Source organism: Pseudomonadales bacterium, from assembly GCA_024234215.1.
In the GTDB taxonomy this organism is placed as follows: domain Bacteria; phylum Pseudomonadota; class Gammaproteobacteria; order Pseudomonadales; family UBA5862; genus JACKOQ01.
Genome location: JACKOQ010000004.1, coordinates 182,465 through 199,174, shown reverse-complemented (window position 1 = coordinate 199,174; position 16,710 = coordinate 182,465). Strand labels below are relative to the sequence as shown.

At 67.9% G+C, this 16,710-nt stretch carries 13 protein-coding genes; 9 read left to right on the top strand and 4 right to left on the bottom strand.

Features of this window, described 5'->3' with window-relative positions:
- Positions 1-27 precede the first annotated feature (27 nt).
- The 3 genes from cobA to crcB are packed head-to-tail and all read right to left on the bottom strand — an operon-like array spanning position 28 to position 3,157.
- Positions 28-1,434, bottom strand: coding sequence for a uroporphyrinogen-III C-methyltransferase (gene cobA / locus H7A13_09350; protein MCP5333543.1), 1,407 nt, complete (start codon positions 1,432-1,434; stop codon positions 28-30).
- A 7-nt stretch (positions 1,435-1,441) separates the two neighbouring features.
- Entirely contained in the window at positions 1,442-2,728 is a 1,287-nt protein-coding gene (gene serS, locus H7A13_09345; protein MCP5333542.1) for a serine--tRNA ligase, read from the bottom strand.
- 54 nt (positions 2,729-2,782) lie between these two features.
- Entirely contained in the window at positions 2,783-3,157 is a 375-nt protein-coding gene (gene crcB, locus H7A13_09340; protein MCP5333541.1) for a fluoride efflux transporter CrcB, read from the bottom strand.
- A gap of 265 nt (positions 3,158-3,422) precedes the next feature.
- Here crcB and H7A13_09335 point away from each other — a divergent pair, with 265 nt between their 5' ends.
- The 4 genes from H7A13_09335 to H7A13_09320 all read left to right on the top strand — a co-directional run bounded on the left by H7A13_09335 (position 3,423) and on the right by H7A13_09320 (position 7,841).
- Positions 3,423-4,175, top strand: a complete 753-nt coding sequence (locus H7A13_09335) for a glycosyltransferase (GenBank protein ID MCP5333540.1) — start codon at positions 3,423-3,425, stop codon at positions 4,173-4,175.
- Complete coding sequence (locus H7A13_09330) at positions 4,172-4,519, top strand: lipid-A-disaccharide synthase N-terminal domain-containing protein (protein MCP5333539.1); 348 nt, start codon at positions 4,172-4,174, stop codon at positions 4,517-4,519. Before H7A13_09335 ends, H7A13_09330 begins: the two co-directional genes overlap by 4 nt.
- A 36-nt stretch (positions 4,520-4,555) precedes the next feature.
- Positions 4,556-6,160 carry a glycosyltransferase family 39 protein gene (locus H7A13_09325; protein MCP5333538.1) on the top strand — a complete coding sequence of 535 codons (1,605 nt, stop codon included), beginning with the start codon at positions 4,556-4,558 and terminating at the stop codon, positions 6,158-6,160.
- 94 nt (positions 6,161-6,254) lie between these two features.
- Complete coding sequence (locus tag H7A13_09320; protein MCP5333537.1) at positions 6,255-7,841, top strand: DUF839 domain-containing protein; 1,587 nt, start codon at positions 6,255-6,257, stop codon at positions 7,839-7,841.
- Between the two features lie 7 nt (positions 7,842-7,848).
- Here the strand turns inward: H7A13_09320 and H7A13_09315 are convergent, their stop codons facing one another.
- A complete protein-coding gene (locus tag H7A13_09315; GenBank protein ID MCP5333536.1) occupies positions 7,849-8,577 on the bottom strand; it encodes a hypothetical protein in 729 nt (242 codons plus the stop codon).
- 181 nt (positions 8,578-8,758) lie between these two features.
- Here H7A13_09315 and H7A13_09310 point away from each other — a divergent pair, with 181 nt between their 5' ends.
- The 5 genes from H7A13_09310 (at position 8,759) to H7A13_09290 (ending at position 16,710) form a co-directional block, all read left to right on the top strand.
- On the top strand, positions 8,759-10,501 hold the full coding sequence (locus H7A13_09310; GenBank protein ID MCP5333535.1) for an outer membrane protein assembly factor: 1,743 nt from the start codon (positions 8,759-8,761) through the stop codon (positions 10,499-10,501).
- Positions 10,498-14,238 (top strand): translocation/assembly module TamB domain-containing protein, encoded by a 3,741-nt coding sequence (locus H7A13_09305; protein ID MCP5333534.1) that lies wholly within the window; start codon positions 10,498-10,500, stop codon positions 14,236-14,238. The genes H7A13_09310 and H7A13_09305 overlap by 4 nt, the downstream gene beginning before the upstream one ends.
- 135 nt (positions 14,239-14,373) lie before the next feature.
- Positions 14,374-14,868 carry a type IV pilus modification protein PilV gene (gene pilV, locus H7A13_09300; protein ID MCP5333533.1) on the top strand — a complete coding sequence of 165 codons (495 nt, stop codon included), beginning with the start codon at positions 14,374-14,376 and terminating at the stop codon, positions 14,866-14,868.
- Positions 14,865-16,058: a PilW family protein gene (locus H7A13_09295; GenBank protein ID MCP5333532.1), complete on the top strand. Its 1,194-nt coding sequence runs from the start codon at positions 14,865-14,867 to the stop codon at positions 16,056-16,058. Before pilV ends, H7A13_09295 begins: the two co-directional genes overlap by 4 nt.
- The gene (locus H7A13_09290; GenBank protein ID MCP5333531.1) at positions 16,051-16,710 is read left to right on the top strand and encodes a hypothetical protein; all 660 of its coding nucleotides are present in this window, start codon (positions 16,051-16,053) and stop codon (positions 16,708-16,710) included. The genes H7A13_09295 and H7A13_09290 overlap by 8 nt, the downstream gene beginning before the upstream one ends.

The following is a 16,710-nucleotide window of genomic DNA, read 5'->3' as shown; positions in this document are numbered from 1 at the left end:
GCGCGTCAGTGTAACACCAGCAACCGCTCACTGATCCTGCTCCGCAGCCGGCGCGCCACCCTGGAACCAGGCCAGCCGCCGATGCAGGCTCACCACCCCGCCGACGATGGCGAGTGTCGGTGGCTGCGGTCTGATCCGTTCGAGCAGTTGCGGCAGGGTGGCCAGCGTTGCCACCCACACCTGCTGGTTCGGCGTGGTGCCCTGCTGGATCAGCGCGATCGGCGTCTGATCGTCGAGGCCATGCGCCACCAGCTGCCGGCAGATGTGGGGCAGCCCCAGCAGCCCCATGTAGAAGACCAGCGTCTGGTCGGCATGGGCCAGCTCCGGCCAGTTGAGGTCGGGAGAGCCATCCTTCAGATGCCCGGTCACGAAGCGCACCGACTGGGCAAAGTCGCGGTGGGTCAGCGGAATGCCGGCATAGCTGGCGCAGCCGGAGGCGGCGGTGATGCCCGGCACCACCTGAAAGGAGATGCCGGCTTCGGCCAGATGTTCGATCTCCTCGCCGCCGCGGCCGAAGATGAAGGGGTCGCCCCCCTTCAGCCGCAGCACCCGCTTGCCGGAACGGGCCAGGTCGATCAGCAACTGGTTGATGCGTGACTGTGGCAGGGTGTGGCGGTCGCGCTCCTTGCCGACATGGATGCGCTCGGCCTCCTTGCGCACCAGATCGACGATCGGCGCGGCGACCAGGCGGTCATAGAGCACCACATCGGCCTTCTGCATCAGCCGCAGGGCGCGGAAGGTGAGCAGATCGGGATCACCGGGTCCGGCGCCGACCAGATAGACCTCACCCACCTCATCGACCGTGCCGGCCGTCAGCGACGCCGTCAGCAGCCGCTCGGCTTCGGCCTCGCGTCCGGCCAGAAAGGTCTCACCGATCTGGCCCTCCAGCACCCGTTCCCAGAAGCGGCGGCGGGCAGCCCCGCCGGCAATCTGCGCCTTCACCTGCGGGCGGAACCGGCCCATCCAGGCCGCCAGCCGCCCGTAGCCGGCCGGAATGGTGGTTTCGAGCCGGGCCCGCAGCAGCCGGGCCAGCAGCGGCGCCCGGCCACCGCTCGACACCGCGATGACCATTGGGTCGCGGTCGATGATCGATGGAAAGATGAAGTCACACAGCGCCGGCTGATCGACCACATTGACCAGCACCCCCCGCTGCCGTGCCACGTCGCGGACCTGACGGTTGACCGCTTCATCGTCGGTGGCGGCCACCGCCAGCCAGACGTCATCGACATCCCGTGGCTCGAACGCCCGCAACCGCAGTTCGCCGCCCTGCTGCCGCACCAGTTCATCCAGGCCGGGGTCGATCGCTGGCGCCACCAGCCGCAGCGTCGCGCCAGCGCGCAGCAGGGTCTCGACCTTGCGCCGCGCCACCTCGCCGCCACCGACCAGCAGGCAGTGGCGGCCACGCAAGTCGATGCAGATCGGCAGATAGTCCATGGCTGCGTCAGCCCGCACGCTCGAGGTCGAGCCGCGCCATGCCACCCAGGTAGGGACGCAGTGCATCGGGCAGCACGATGCTGCCGTCGGCCTGCTGGAAGTTCTCCATCAGCGCCAGCAATGTGCGGCCCACTGCCAGCCCCGAGCCATTGAGGCTGTGCAGCAGCTCGGGCTTGCGGCTGACCGGATGGCGCTGTCGCGCCTGCATCCGCCGGGTCTGGAAATCCTCGAAGTTGCTGCAGGAGGAGATCTCCCGATAGCAGTTCTGGCTTGGCAGCCAAACTTCGAGGTCATAGGTCTTGGCAGCCGAAAAACCGATGTCGCCGGTGCAGAGCACCATCTTGCGGTAAGGCAGTTCGAGCCGTTGCAGCACGGCTTCGGCGTGGCCGGTCAGAACTTCGAGTGCGTCATGGGAGGCCTCGGCCGCCACCAGTTGCACCAGCTCGACCTTCTCGAACTGGTGCTGGCGGATCATCCCGCGGGTGTCGCGGCCATGGCTGCCCGCCTCGCTGCGAAAACAGGGGGTGTGGCAGACCCATTTCAACGGCAGCTGCTCGGCCTCGACGATGCGGTCGCGGGCGAGATTGGTGACCGGCACCTCGGCGGTGGGAATCAGATAGTAGTTCTCCTCGCCGACCAGCTTGAACAGATCGGCCTCGAACTTCGGCAACTGACCGGTGCCACGCAGCGAATCGGCATTGACGATGTAAGGCACGTAGAGCTCGCGGTAGCCATGTTCGCCGGTGTGCAGATCGAGCATGAACTGGATCAGTGCCCGATGCAGCCGCGCCAGCCCCCCTTCGAGCACCACGAAGCGGGCGCCGGTCAGCTTGGCGCCGGCCTCGAAATCCATTCCCGCCCCGGCGCCCAGCGCGACATGGTCGAGCGGCGTGAAGTCGAAGCGGCGCGGTTCGCCCCAGCGCGACTGCTCCTGGTTGTCCGCCTCGCCACGGCCGATCGGTACCGAGGCATGGGGCAGGTTGGGCACACCGAGCAGAATCTGTTCGAGCGCCTCCTGCACCGCACTCAACTCCTGCTGCAGCGCGGTCAGCCGCTCGCCGAGATCTTCGCCGGCGGCCAGCAGCGCCGCGACATCGCGCCCGTCACGTTTGGCCTGACCGATCTCCTTGGCCTGGCGGTTGCGGTCGTTCTGCAGCGCCTCGGTATCGACCTGCAACGCCTTGCGGCGCGCCTCAAGCCGACGGATCTGCTCGACATCCAGCGTGAAGTTGCGGCTGGCGAGACGGGCCGCCAGTTCATCCAGTTCAGTGCGAAATCTCTTGGGGTCCAACATTTTCTTGATCAGTCACAGGTCATGGATACAGGGATGGATAGAGGTCGATGCCGTTCAGAAACGGCGTGCCAGTGCGATGCCGACCGCCAGCGCCAGCAGCCCCAGCAGCAGGCTGCCGGCCACATAGAGCAGGGCCGCGAGCCACTGCTGGGTGCGCAGCAGGGTGTAGGCCTCGAGCGAAAAGGAGGAGAAGGTGGTGAAGCCACCCAGCAGCCCCACCAGCGCAAAGGCCCGCCACTGCGGCGGCACTGCCCAGCGCTCGTCGATCAGCACCACCAGCAGCCCCATCAGCAGGCAGCCGAGCAGATTGACCAGCAGCGTGCCATAGGGAAAGCGGCTGCCGAGCCCGGCCGCGACCCAGGTGCCGACCGCGAAACGGGCCATCGAGCCGAGCGCGCCGCCGACCGCCACGGCCAGCCACGGGTTCATGTCGCGCTCCACGCAGCGACCCGACGGGCGGAGCGGTCGGCCGATGGCGGGAGAGAGGGCAGATGAGGCAAGCGCGGCCACTCCAGGCAGTGAGGGTGGCGTCGATTATACCGATTCGCGCGCACTTCACCGCTGCGGTTTTCACCCGGCCAACGACCGCACCACCCGCCATGGCTGACAGCCGGATCGGGTTTCGGAGTACAATGCCGGCGCCCTGCTGCACGCAGCAGGGCGTTCCTTGTCACCCTGTCACCTGCCACTGCCAATGGTCGCCCCGCATCCATCCAGCCCGAGCCTGTCGCTGTCTGTGGTCATTCCGGTCAAGGATGAGCGGGCCAACATCGCCCCGCTGGCGGCCGAGATCGTCGCCGCGCTCGATGGCCGCTGCACCTTCGAGGCGATCTTTGTCGACGATGGCAGCAGCGATGGCACCGACGACGAGATTCACCATGCCATCGCGCGCCACGCCGGCCATGTGCGCGGCATCCGGCTGGCCCGCAACTGCGGTCAATCGACCGCCGTGCACCGTGGTGTCGGCGCAGCCCGTTACCCCTGGGTCGCCACGCTCGATGGCGATGGCCAGAATCCACCGGCCGAGATCAACCGGCTGCTGGCGGCACTGCAGAACAGTGGCAGCGACCCGCTGCTGCTGGTGGCCGGCTGCCGGCTCCAGCGCAATGATGACTGGATACGCCGGCTCTCCTCCCGGGTCGCCAACGGTGTGCGCCGGCGCATGTTGCGTGACGACACCCCCGACACCGGCTGCGGCCTCAAGCTGTTCGCCCGCGACACCTTTCTGCAACTGCCCTACTTCGACCACATGCACCGCTTTCTGCCGGCGCTCTACCAGCGGCTGGGCGGGCGGGTCTGCTGTGTCGAGGTCAACCACCGGCCACGCGCCGCGGGCCGCTCGAAGTACGGCATCCACAACCGGTTGTGGGTCGGCATCGTCGACCTGTTCGGCGTCGCCTGGCTGCAACGGCGCGCCCGGCTCTCGCCGATGAGCGACATCGAATGAGCATCGAAGCAGTGCTGGCACCGATCATCGGCTTCTTTCATCAGAGCGATCCGCTCTGGCTGCTGGTGGGATTCGCCGGCCAGCTGCTGTTCTCGATGCGCTTCATCGTGCAGTGGCTGCAGAGCGAACGGGTCAAGCGCAGCGTGGTGCCGACCGCCTTCTGGTACTTCTCGGTCGCCGGCGGCGCCACGCTGCTCGGCTATGCGATTCATCGCCGCGACCCGGTCTTCATTCTCGGCCAGGGCATCGGCCTCTTCATCTATTTTCGCAATCTGCAACTGATCTACCGCCACGGCACAGCGGACACCGACTCCCTGCCCGCCACACCCGGCCAACACCACTGATCGGCTGATTCCCGCTCCACCGTGCAAGAGTTCCGCATGAGCCGCGCGCCCCTCACCCTGCCCGTGATGCTGCTGCTCTGGTCGCTGCTGTGGCTGCTGGGGGTGTCGATTCGCCCGCCGTTCCCGATCGATGAGACCCGCTACCTCACCGTCGCCTGGGAGATGTACCAGCGCAACGACTGGCTGCTGCTGCACTTGAACGGCGCCCCCTACAGCCACAAGCCGCCGCTGCTGTTCTGGCTGATCAACCTCGGCTGGGGAGTGTTCGGCGTCAACGGCTGGTGGCCGCGCCTCGTCGTCTGGCTCTGTGCGCTGCTCGGCCTGCTCGGCACCCATCGACTGGCGCGCCGGCTCTGGCCCACACGCCCGCAGATCGCCCTGACCAGCACGCTGCTGCTCGGCGGCTGCAGCTACTGGCTGCTGTTTTCCCATCTGTTGATGTTCGATCTGATCCTGTCGGCCTGGGTGGCGCTGGGGCTCAACGCGCTGCTGCGCACGCTGCACGGCGAACGTGCCGGCTGGCTGCTGCTGGCGATCGCGACGGCACTGGGCGGGCTGACCAAGGGGCCGGTGATTCTGCTGCACCTCGGCCTGGCCGCGCTGGTGATGCGGCTGACGCTGCATGAACCGGCTTCGCCACGCCAGTGGCTGCCGAAGGCGCTGGCGACGATCATTGTCGGTCTGCTGCCGCTGCTGCTGTGGGCGCTGCTGGCGGCCCATCGCGGCGGTGATGCCTTTGCACACGAGCTGCTGTTCAAGCAGACCGGCGAGCGGATGGTCTCCTCCTTCGCCCACCGCCGACCGTTCTGGTGGCTGCTGGCGATGCTGCCGCTGCTGCTGCTGCCCTGGACCCTCAGCCTGACCGCCTGGCGCGCGGCCAAAGGGTTGCCACGGCTGTGGTCCGAGCCCGGTCTGCGCTTTGCGGCTCTGTGGAGTCTGGCGGTGCTGGCGGCCTTCTCGCTGATCAGCGGCAAGCAGCCACACTATCTGCTGCCGATCTTTCCGGCGCTGGCGCTGCTGCTGGCCCGCGCGATCGATGAATTGCCGCAGAGCGGTGCCCCGCAACGCGAATGGCTGCTGGCCGGCATGCTGCTGCTCTTCGCGCTGTCGATCATGCTGATCACGACGGGTCGGCTCGCCAACCCACAGCTTCAAGCGCTGGCGCCGCTGCTGCCCGGCTGGCTGGCGGCCGCCTTCGCGCTGCTGGCGCTGCTCTGTCTGCCCGGTCTGGATCGCCACCGCTCCACATTGCGCAACAGCCTGGTCATCGGCGGCATGACCGCCCTGCTCTATCTCGGCCCGCTGCCCGCTCAACTGCCACGCTACCGTGCCGATGATGTCAGCGCACTGCTGCACGAGGCCGAACAGCAGCAGATTCCGGTCGCCTTCATCGACTTCGAATACGACGGCCAGTTCACCTTTCCGGCCCTGCTGCGCCAGCCGCTGGCGGTGGTTCCAGCCGCTCAGGCACACGGCTGGGCGGCACAGCACCCCGACGGCTGGCTGCTGTTCATTCTCGATGAGGCCCGCGCCGCCGACAGCCAGCCGCGCCCGCTGCTGGAGCGCCGCTACCGCGGTTCGATGCTCTACCTCTACTCCGCCCAGGCACTGCTCGAACAGGGCGAATTTCCATCCGACTGACCCGGTGCTGGCAGAGATTGGAGCGAATGAAGAGAATCTGTCATCGATCGACCGAACAATGGCCACTGCCCCATTCACCCCCAGGAGGCACACCATGGCCGGCCACCGCAACCTGCTGATCACACTGACCCTCGCTGCCCTGCCCGCGCTGCCGCTCCAGGCCGCACCGCCGGACCCTGCCGACGACAGCATGATGCAGGGCCGCAACGGTGCCCGGGTCACGCCGCTGTTCACCGTCGGCGAGACGGTCACGCCAGACGATGGCGGAGAGGGTTACCAGCCGGTCGGGGTGCTCGACGGACTGGGCGCCTATCGCCTCGATGCCGACACGGTGCGGCTGTGGGTCAATCATGAACTGGCCGATGACAAGGGCCGGCCCTATCGACTCGCCAACGGCACCCTGCTGCGCGGTGCGCGCATCAGCCAGTTCGACATCGACCGCCACAGCCGCACGCTGCGTCGCGCCGGCATCGCCTACGCCGAGGTGCATGACCGCGCCGGCCAGCCGGTCACCCGCGCGGAGCAGATCAACGGCCCCGGCAGTCAGGGCTTCGACCGCTTCTGCTCGGCCGCGCTGTTCGAGCCGAACCGCTTTGGTGAGGGCCGCGGCTTTCGCGACCGCATCCATTTCGCCGGCGAAGAGCGCAGCCGGTCACCGGGCGGAACGCTCTGGGCCGGCGAGGTCGACCGCGGCCGCCTGTGGGCCGTGCCGATGCTCGGCCGTGGCGCCTGGGAAAATGTCGCCGAGATCGACACCGGCACTGCGCAGCGGATTGCCCTGCTGCTGGGCGATGACCATGTCGGCGCGCCGCTCTATCTCTATGTCGGCATCAAGAACGGTGATCCGCACAGCAGCTTTCTCGACCGCAACGGCCTGCAGCAGGGCCGGCTCTATGCCTGGAAGTCGGCCGGCAACGATGCCGACCCCGCGACCTTCCATGGCATGGCGGCGCAGCGTGACGGCCACTGGGTCGAACTGCAGCCACGTGATCCGGCCCAAGCCGGCCAGCCGGGTCATGACACCCTGGGGGATGCCGATGCCGACACCCTGCGCGCCGAGGCCGATCGGCTCGGCGCCTTCAGCTTCTCGCGCCCCGAGGATCTGCATGTCAACCCCCGCAATGGCCGGCAGGCGGTGCTCGCCTCCACCGGACGCGCCGATTTCGCCGGTGGCAGCGACACCCAGGGCGACCTCTACCTGATCGATCTGCAATTCGACGCACAAGGCAACCCCGGCCCGGCCCGCCTGACCCTGCTGTACGATGGCGACGCCGACCCGGCGCTGCGACTGCGCAGCCCGGACAACCTCAGCTGGAGCAGCGACGGCCGCATCCTGGTGCAGGAGGACGCCGCCTACCCATGGCAACCGCAGCAGAATCCGGCAGAGGCGCGCATCGTCGCCATCGATCCGCTCACCCGAACCCTGACCACCCTGGCCGAGATCCACCGCGCCGCGGTCCGGCCCAGCGGCAGCAGCGATGCCAAAGCGAAGGAGCTGGGCGCCTGGGAGAGTTCGGGCATCATCGAGGTGTCGTCACTGTTCGATGCCCCACCCGGCACGCTCCATCTGTTCGACGTGCAGGCCCACGGCATCCGTGACGGCATGATCGGCGAGCGGGATCTGGTCGAAGGCGGACAGCTGCTCTGGCTCGAGGTGGGCGATCCGGTCAGCCGCCGCTGAAACGCAATCATCCCCGGCGCCTGGCACCATGCCAGCGCGCCAGACCCAACCCCGCCAGCCCGATGCCGAACAGCGAGAGCGTCGGTCCGACCGGCACCCCATGGGTCGACTCATCGCCGGTCACTGACACCCGCAGCGCATCCATGCCCCAGCCCTCGTCCGGCCAGCCCTGCCAGCCGCGACCGGTAGGGGTGATCCGCAGCGTCAGGCTCGGCGCGGTGTGGGCGAGCGTCAACAGCGAGGCGGTCGCCATGTCCACCAGATCATCCGAAAAAAAGCGGTTGGAATCGATCTGGCCGTCGTTCACCAGCAAGGTGCCGCCATCGAAATCGACCACCGTCCCGGAGGCATTGTTGGTGGTCATGCTCAACAGCAGACGCCCATCGATGTAGAGGTTCAGATCATCCCGCGCCACGGTGCCATTGCGGCTGTCCCAGGAGTTGAGAAAGCCGAGCAGCAGATCGACGTTGACCCCGGTGTGTACTGGCAGACCGGTCAGCGTCAGCGTGGCCGAAGCGCCATTGCCATTGAAGTAATTGCCGGCCCAGCTTTTGCCGAGACTGCCGGCATAGGGGCCAGCGGAGACAGCGCCGACGAAGCCCCCGGTCAGGCTGGCCGAGACACCCGCGGCCTTGAAGGCCGGCGTGTCGAAATTGTTCGAATAGATCAGCGCGGCATCGGACTGGACGCTCCAGAGCGCAACCGCCATCATCGAACCCGCCAGATATCGCCGCATGAGAACCTCTTTTGCCATGGTGAAAAAAACGGGCGGCACAATCGCGCAACATGCAGCCGCATGAGCGACCTGCGCCTTCCCGGACTGGCGCAGCCATCGAGCTGCACATGGCTGTAAAACTAGATGGAATTTCAGGTTGTTCCACTCTTCCCACCGCCGCAGTTGCGTCGGCAGCTCGACATTGAGAACACCTTCTCGCCTCTGGCCACTGCTGCTGCTCTGCTGCCTCTGCTCAGCCGCGCTGCGGGCCGAGACCGATCTGCCGGTCCGCGTCGAACTGAGCGGCGTCGACACCAGCGCGCGGGACAACATCCTGGCCACACTGACGATCGCCCAGCAGGGTGATCGTGCGCTCTCGCCGGCACGGATCAGGCTGCTGCACCGCCGTGCCGGGCAGCAGATCATCGATGCGCTGCGCCCACTCGGTTACTACCGCGCCACGGTCGATGGCGCGGTCGAGCGCGACGCCCGGCAGTGGCAGGCCCGCTACCGGATCAACCCCGGCGCGCCGCTGCCGATCGGTCAGGTCGATCTGCGCTTCACCGGCGCGGCCGAACAGGACGAAGAGATGCTGCGCCTGCAACATGAGCTGCCGCTGAAGAGCGGTGCAACACTGCGGCACGACCAGTACGAGGCCGCCAAGAAGCAGATCCAGCGGCTGGCGGCCGAGCGGGGCTACTTCACCGCCCGCTTCACCCGCCACCAGGTGCGGGTCGACCTCGATCGGTATCAGGCCGACATCCAGCTCTGGTTCGACAGCGGTCCGCGCCATCGCCTGGGGCCGGTCCGGTTCAGCGATTCGAGAATTTCGCCCGAGCTGCTGCGCCGCTACCTGCGGCAGGCGCCGGGCACTCCGTATCGCCAGTCGGCGCTGCTGCGTCTGCAGGAGCGGCTGGTCGACAGCGGCTACTTCAGTCAGGTCGAGGTGGTCGCACACCCCGAGCAGACGGACAACGACGAGGTGCCGGTCGAGGTGAAACTGTTCGACCGCAAACAGGACAGGTTCCAGATCGGTGCCGGCTATGGCACCGACACCGGCGCCCGGATGCGGGGCAGTTACGAATACCAGCCGATCAATCCGCAGGGGCATCGCTTCGACAGCGAGGCGGTGCTGTCGCAACTGAACCAGAAGATCGATGCCCGCCATCTGATTCCACTGGCCCGCCCGGACCGGGATCAGTTCATCACCCATGCCGGCTGGGAGAACGACCAGCCACCCAACGACAGCGAGAGCACGGCCTTCAAATTCGGCGTCGGCGTGCAGCAGGGTCTGGGGCAGTGGCGCCGGCTGATCGGTCTGGATTATCAGTCCGAACGGTTCCAGATCGGCGACGAAGAGGGACTCTCTCAGCTGCTGATGCCAACGCTCGGCCTGACCCGGACCCAGGCCGACCACCCGATCCATGTGACCCACGGCAACAGCCTGCAACTGTCGCTGCGCGGCAGCATCGAGGGGACGCTGTCCGATGCCACCTTCGTGCAGGCTTCACTCAAGGGCAAGCGCATCGATCCCCTCGGCGAAGGCCGACTGCTGACCCGCCTCGAACTGGGCAGCAGCTGGGTCGATGATTTCGACCAGCTGCCCCCTTCGGTGCGGTTTTTCGCCGGCGGTGACCAGAGCGTGCGCGGCCATGACTACAAGGCGCTGGGGCCGGAAGATGCCGATGGCGAGGTGGTGGGTGGCAAGCACCTGCTGGTGGGCAGCGTCGAGTATGAACATCCGTTCAACGACGACTGGCGTGGCGCCATTTTCATCGATGCCGGCAATGCCTTCGACCGCTTCGATCAGCCGCTGCATCGCGGTGTCGGCCTGGGTCTGCGCTGGAAGTTGCCGGTGGGCTGGGTCCGGATCGACCTGGCCCATCCGCACCCCTTTGCCGAGGGCGGCTGGCGACTCCACTTCACGATGGGACCCGATCTGTGAAGCGCCTGCTGCGCTGGGCATTTCCACTGTCGGCCCTGCTGTCGCTGTGCGCCCTCGGCTGGCTGCTGCTGAGTCCGGCAGCGCCGCCACTGTTGTGGCGCACCCTGCACTGGCTGCTGCCCGGTGAACTGCAGGTGGCGCAGAGCGAAGGGGCGCTGCTCGGCACATTGGAACTGCGCGACATCGACTACCGTCTTGCACAGCGTCATGTCAGCCTGCGCCGGCTGAGCTGGGCGCTGTCGCGCCCGGCACTGCTGCGCGGTGAACTGCGCTTCGATGCACTGTCACTCGACGGCCTGCATGTCGATTGGCCGACCGCCGGCAGCGGCAGCGGATTCACCCCACCCACCCTGAGCCTGCCGCTGCCGATCGAACTGCGCCATGCACAACTGACCGACCTGCGGATTGGCGGCAGCACCTCCGAGGCCCTGACCATCGACCGCGTCACGCTGGTGGCCCGCGCCTTCGCAGCGCAGGTCACACTGACCCTGCTGGAGGTCGAGCGGGCACCCTGGCAGGCCCGGCTGAGCGGCACCCTCGATCTGCAGAGGTCCGCGGCGATGCAGTTGCAGGGCACCTTGCGCGGCCAGTGGCGCGACGAACCGGTGACGGTCGATGCCAGCCTGCGGGGCCATTTCGACGAGCTGCTCGAATTCTCGCTCGACTCGACCAGCCCGGCGCAATGGCGAATCGCCGGCACGGCACAGCCGGCCACGGACCGGTTCGACTGGCAGGCGCAGCTCGAACTGATCGCGCTGCCCGGACGGCTGATCGGGCAACCCGCACTGGCACTGAGCGGCACGGCGCAGTTGCAGGGCGAAGGCGCACGCACCACGGCCGAGCTCGCCATGGCACTCTCCGGCCTGCCGCTCGGACCGGTGCAGTTGCAGGCCAGGACCCGGCTCGACGACGACCTGCTCGACATCGACTCCGCGCGACTGCACTGGGGTGCCGGAGCAAGCGTAGTGACGCTGCGCGGTCGCATCGCCGACCTCTGGAACGACAGCCGCCACCTCGACCTGCACAGCGACTGGCTCGACCTCGGCTGGCCAGTGGCCGCACCGCGCCTGCACAGCCCGGCCGGCCAACTGCATCTGACCGGCGACCTCGATCACTACCAGGCGACCCTTTCCGCACGGTTGCAGGCTGAACCGATCGGCGACTCCCACTGGCAGCTGCAACTGCAGGGCACGCCGCAAAGGATCGAGCTGACCCGATTCGGCGGCGAACTGCTGCAAGGGCAGATTGACGCCCAGGGCAGCCTCGATCTGGCCGGCAGGCAATTCTCGATGCAGAGCCAGTTGCAACGGCTCGACCTGTCGCCACTGCTGCAACGCAAGGTGATCGGCAGCGGCCTTTTGACACTCTCCGGTCACTATGGCGAAAGCCTCGCCGAGCTGCGCCTGCGTCTGAGTGACGGCCTGCTCGACCATGGTGCGGCGCAACACCAGTTGCTGATCGATGCCGGCTGGCAACCGGGTGCGTGGCAGCTCGATCGGCTGCAACTGAGTGGCGCCAGCAGCCAGTTGAGCGCCCGCGGTCGACTGGGCGAGCAGATCGACCTCGACCTCTCCGCCCACTTCGCCGACCTCGGCCTGTGGCTGGCCGACGGCGCTGGCACCCTGTCGCTGCAAGGCAAGGTGCAGGGCCACCGCCAATCGCCGCGAATCGAGTTCGAAGGTCAGGGCCAGCGGCTGCGGTGGCGCACCTGGTCGGCGCAGCAGGCCGAGACGCGGCTGCGGCTCGACCTCGACCCCGCCGCCGAGAGCCGCATCACCCTGCAGGCCGATACATTGACCGGTCTCGGCCAGCCGTGGCCACGGCTGACACTGCGCGGTCAGGGCCGCGTGGATGCACACCGGTTGCAGCTCGACCTGCTGCGCGATGGCCATCGGAGCGCACTCCAGCTGGAGATGACCGCCGGTTACCGCGACCGGCGTTGGCAGGGAGCGATCGACGCACTGCACCTGGCCGTGCTGCCGGCACGACCTGCCTGGACGCTCGCCGAACCGGTCCGTTTCGACTTCGGCCGCGACCGCCTGTCGCTGGAACAGGCTTGCCTGCTCGGACCGGGCACCGAGCGCGCCTGCGCGACCCTGCGCGGCCGATTCGGCGGTGAGTTCGAGCTGGCCACGACATTCGAGGCGATCGAACTGGCCCCCTGGACCATGCTGCTGATGCCCGACCTCGACCTGTCCGGTACTGCCAGCGGTGAACTGCACGCTCGCCTGTCGGCCGAGCACCTCGAACGAATCGACGGCACACTGCGACTGAGCCCCGGCACCCTCAGCCGTTCGACCGGCCAGCCAATGGCCAACGACACCGACCCTTGGCGCCATCAGGGCGCGCTGCTGAGTCTGGCGAGCGATGGACAGGGGATTGCGGCCAGTGCCAGCCTGCGTCTCTCGGCCACCGAGTCGTTCAATGCCGAGGCACGCATCACCCCGACGACGCCCGCCCCCTGGCGCTTCGAGCGGCTGCTCGACAGTCCACTCAGCGGCCATCTCGCCACCCGGCTTGCCGACATCCGCTGGATCGAAGGGGTGATTCCGCAGACGACCACTCTCGGCGGCGCCTTCGACCTGTCGCTGCGGCTGGGCGGTACGGTCACCACCCCCCGGCTCAGCGGCGCGCTGCAACTGCAACAGGGCACGCTCGAAATCGCCCGTCATGGCCTGCGGATGAACGAGATCGGCCTCACCATCAACCTGTTCGAGGAGGGCGACTTTCGCCTGACTGGCCATGGCCGTGCCGGGGGCCCGTTGCAACTGCAAGGCAGTGGCCGCTATCGCGCGCCCTGGCGGCTCGACGCCCGACTCGATGGCACCGACCTGCGGGTGAGTGACCTGCCCGACACCCGGGTGGAGATCGCGCCGGCGCTGCAACTGACACTGCAACCGGGTCAGGCCCGTCTGCACGGGCAGATCAGGGTGCCGCGCGCCCATGTCGAGCTGCGCCAGAGCTCCCCGGCCGTGCCCGCCTCGGCCGATGTGGTCATCGTCGGCGCCCAGTCGCCGACGCCGCAACCACGCTGGCATCTCGACAGTGACCTGCTGATCGAGCTGGGCGACCGGGTCGAATTCAAGGGTCATGGCTTCGATGGTCTCGTCAGCGGCAAGCTGCGGCTGATCGACTCCGGCAGCGCTCCCCCCAGCGGCAGCGGCGAACTGCGGGTCGACAAGGGCCGTTTCGCCATCTATGGCAAGCAGCTCAACATCGAGCGGGGGCGGCTGCTCTTTGCCCAGTCGCCCCTCGATGATCCGGCCATCGACCTGCTCGCCACCCGCCGCCATGGCGAGCTGACCGTCGGGGTTCAGGGCCGCGGCACCGCCCAGACGCCACGCATCACCCTCTACGCCTCCGAGCCGATGGCGCAGAGCGAAATCCTCTCCTGGCTGGTGGTCGGCAAGCCGCTGTCACAGGTCGGACAGGGCGACTCCGACCTGCTGATGGGTGCCGCCTCCTCGGCCTTTCTGCAGGGCGGCGAGCTGCTGTCGCAGTGGCTGGGGCAGCGCCTGGGCATCGGCAATGTCGCGATCGAGCAGGATGACTTCAGTCAGCAGCCCTGGCTGACGCTCGGCACCCAGCTCTCGCCGCGACTCCACCTCGGCTACTACTTCGGCCTGATGGCCGGTGACAACAAGGTCGTGCTGCGCTATCGGCTCGGCCGCGCCTGGAGCCTGCAGGGCGAGAGCGGCGCCGCCAGCGGTGCCGACCTGCTCTACAGCCCCAGATAGCAACCACCGCAAACCGACGCCAAACCGACCGCCGGTCGCCATTTTTCCGCCGCCGGTCCGCTGCCTTTGCGTGCAGTGTCGCAGCAGGCTAGAGTCCGGCCAGCGCCGTACCGACCCGACCACCCGGAAGCCCCGATGCCGAGCCGCCCGCCTCCACCACCCCATATCCGCGGTTTCACGCTGATCGAACTGCTGGTCGCGCTGCTGGTGCTGGGGGTGGCGCTGCTCGGACTGGCCGGACTGCAATCGGTGGCGGTACAGGAGAACCGCAGCGCGCTGCTGCGCACCCAGGCCACGGTGGCAGCGCAGGAGATGCTCGACCGGATGCGCGCCAACCGCACCGAGGCGCTCAAACCCGGCGCTCCCTACCAGACCGCGCTGACACAGCCGGCCAGCACCTACACCCCCTGCAACAGCAACTGCACGACCACTGCGGTGGCCGGCAACGACCTGTACCGCTGGAAGCTCGGCCTGCAGCAGCTGCCCAATGGCCAGGGCGCAATCAGCCGGCCTGCCACCAACCTGTTCGAGGTGACCGTGCAGTGGTCGGAGCAGGATCTCGCCAGCACCGCCAATGGCCCGCAGCGCGAGTTCACCCCGCGCAGCATCGTCCTGCGGAGCGAACTGTGAAGCGGCCGGCGCGTCAGGCCGGTCTCAGTCTGGTCGAGCTGCTGGTGACGTTGACGCTGTCGCTGCTGCTGCTGGCCGGCCTCACCCGCATCGTCATCGGCGGCAAGGAGAGCCAGAAGACCCAGAACGCGCTGGCGTCGCTGCAAGAGAGCGGCCGCCACCTGTTGCAGAGCCTCGGCGATGAGGCACGGATGGCCGGCTATGCCGGCTGCTCGCCGATCATCAACAACCTGCTCGACACCGCTTCAGCCGACTACGACGCCACACTGTTCGACCTCGCCACCGCCGTCGATGGCTGGAACTACAGCGGCACCGCGCCCGGCAACGGCTTCACCCAGACCACCCAGAACCCGAATGGCCTCGCCCTCAACAGTTGGCGCAGCCCGGCCGGCGGCGACCTCGCTGCCGACTTCCAGAACGACGTGGTCCAGGGCAGCGACCTGCTGGTGGTCAAGCGCGCCGACCAGCGCATCGACATCGCGCTGGCCACTGGCGTGACCCGGGTCGACATCACCACGCCGCAGGTCGACCTCGACGAAGCCGGCGAGTGGGACCTCAACCCCGACAATGCGGCACAGAGCTTTGCCGCCTCGACCGCCACGCAGAAAAAAGACCGGCGCAACCTCTTTCTGCTGCTGTCGAGTTGCGCCAGCGCCGACCTGTTCCAGAACTGCGGCGGCGGCGCCAGCGACAGCCGCGACCTCGACCGCAGTGCCGGCTGCAACAACGCCGCCGGCACGGCGCTGACCCCGGGCAACCGCGCCGCTGTCTGGTCGGCCCCGATCACCCAGGCCAGCGAGCTCCATGGCGTCAGGAACACGGTGTTCTACATCGGCCGCAACCCGGCCGATCGGCCAGCGCTCTACCGCAAGATCTACCGTGATGAAGCCGGTGAAACTGCCGAGGAGCTGGCCGAAGGGGTCGAGAGCCTGCAACTGCGCTACGGCATCGACACCGATAACGACGGCGTGGCCAACAGCCTGGTCAGCGCCGATGGCATCGGCACCCACCCGGTGGTGACCATCGAGATCGCGCTGCTGCTGGTCTCGGCCGACGACATCAAGAGCCAGCCGGCGGCCGAGACCTTCGATCTGGCCGGTACCCAGTTCACCAGCCTTGCCGACCGCAAGCTGCGCAAGGTGGTCAGCACCGTCATCAAGCTGCGCAACCGGGGGCGTTTCGATGGCTGACCGACTCCAATCGACCTTCGGCGCGCCAGCGCGCCAGCGCGGCATCATCCTGCTGGTCAGCCTGATTCTGCTGCTGATCCTCACCGTCATGGGGCTGGCCAGCATGGGCGGCAGCCTGCTGGAGGCGCGCATGACCGGCCACTACCGCGACCAGGAGCTGGCGATCCAGTCGGCCGAGGCGGCACTGCGCGAGGGCGAACGCACCATCCACTCCAGCTCTTCCGCCCTGCTGGACGCCCGCATCAAAGCCGGCGGCAACAGCTGCACGGGCGGCTACTGCCAGTCCAGACAGTTCGACACCGGCCATGCCGCCAGCCTCGGCAAGGCCTGTCACCAGGCGGGCCACCTCTACGAACGCTGGGAACTGCCGGTCTGCGACAGCGGCACGCCGGTCGGCAGCGTCGATGTCTGGAACAACGCCGGACGCCACCTCACCTACGGCGCCAACCTGCCCGGCGTCAGGGCACCGGCCCGCTACATCATCGAACTGGCCGGGCTCGCCCGCCCGGCGACGGCGCCACCCGAGGACTGCGCCGGCCATCCGTTCGACCCGGCCAACGCCGGCTGCCAGCGCGTCTACCGCATCACCGCGCTGGCCGGCGGCGGCACCGACCGCGCCCAGGTGATGCTGCAATCCACCTATGTCAAATGA